We start from the raw sequence: 1,555 nt of genomic DNA, 5'->3' as shown, positions 1-1,555 counted from the left end.
GCTCAACGCGCTGAACGCCGCCCCGCCGAACCCCACGCCGACGCCCACGCCGACGGGCCCGAACCCCACGCCGACGCCCACCCCGACCGGGCCGGGCTCGCATGACGGATGGAGCAGGATCGAGGCCGAGAGCTACGACTCCTCGAGCGGCACCCTGCAGGTCTGCGACAGCAGCATCATCTGCTACATCGGCGCCGGCGCCGCGGCGCAGTACAACGCCGTCGACCTGCACGGCCGCACGGACGGTGGTGTGCTCAGCGTCGCCAACGGCGGCAGTAGCTCCAGCATCCAGGTCTGGGTCGGTGACACCAACGTCGGCACCATCGACGTGCCGAACACCGGCGGCTGGGACACCTACCAGACCAGGACCTTCTCGCTGTCGCCGCAGAGCGGGGTGCAGAACGTCCGGCTGGTCTTCCCCAGCGGCAACCTCAACCTCGACTGGTTCAGCTTCACCGGCACCCTGCCCACCCCCACACCGACGCCGTCGCCGTCGGTGCCGGGCGGCCGGGACGGCTGGTCGGCGATCGAGGCGGAAGGGTACGACTCCTCGGGCGGCACGCTGCAGGCCTGCGACGGCCGGATCATCTGCTACATCGGCGCCAACGCCTGGACGCAGTACAACGGGGTCGACCTGCACGACGGGACGAACTCGGTGCAGCTGCAGGTGGCCAACGGCGGTGGTAACTCCAGCGTGCAGGTATGGGTCGGCGGGACCAACGTCGGCACCCTCACGGTGGGTGGCACCGGCGGCTGGGACACCTACCAGACCAGGTCGCTGACCCTGCCGGCGCAGAGCGGCGTCAAGGACGTCCGGCTGGTCTTCGTCAACGGCAACCTCAACGTCGACTGGATCAAGTTCTCGGCCTGACCGGGTCCGGGAGGGGCGGGCCGCGCCCCTCCCGAATCCGCTCGCCGTGAAGGATGAACTCGACGGCCCCCGGGACGGGGGGCCTGGCCGACCCGTCCCGTTCACCGGAAGGCGCTGCCCGGCAGCGCCTTCCGGCCGTTTCGGCGGCCGGGATTCTCCGCTACCGCGCCAGGAGAACCGGCGGCAGTTGAAAGTTACATCGACCGCGCGCCGCCCTGAGCTGTTCCCCGTCCGGGGTTTCCGAAGGCCGGGACCGTCGATCGTCGGACTCATGACATGAATGCGGACCTTAGGGCACTCGAAAGTTTCATACTCTCCTTGACATATTTCGGGAGGGTTTCCAGACTGGCTCCCCGGACGGTGTCCCGCCGGCACCTCGGTGACCGGCGACACCGGCCACGACGTTCGGGCCCACCTGTTCGGCGGTGGGCGTACGCGTCGACGGCGCGGTGATTTCCGCGTTCCCTCTTTCCGTGAGCGATGGAGGCTCAGGCATGGGCGAAAATGCCATTCCCGCACCGCCGACCCGGCGGTTGGGCCGGGCGCTGGTGGCCGGGGCGCTCGGCGTGCTCGGTGCGGTGTCCGCGCTGAGTGCGACGGTGCCGGCCGATGCGGCGGCGAGCACGCTGGGCGCGGCCGCCGCGCAGAGCGGGCGGTACTTCGGCACCGCGATCGCGTCGGGCC

Annotated in this window: 1 protein-coding gene and 1 pseudogene; both read left to right on the top strand. The window is 70.4% G+C overall.

Annotated elements, in window-relative coordinates:
• On the top strand, nucleotides 1-871 hold an 871-nt coding region (locus Sru01_RS35015), incomplete at its 5' end, for a carbohydrate-binding protein (protein WP_203995204.1).
• A 494-nt stretch (nucleotides 872-1,365) separates the two neighbouring features.
• A pseudogene (locus Sru01_RS35010) lies at nucleotides 1,366-1,555 on the top strand (endo-1,4-beta-xylanase); the annotation flags it as partial.

Origin of the sequence: Sphaerisporangium rufum (genome assembly GCF_016863395.1) — a bacterium.
In the GTDB taxonomy this organism is placed as follows: Bacteria; Actinomycetota; Actinomycetes; order Streptosporangiales; family Streptosporangiaceae; genus Sphaerisporangium; species Sphaerisporangium rufum.
This window is presented reverse-complemented; position numbering and strand designations above follow the sequence as displayed.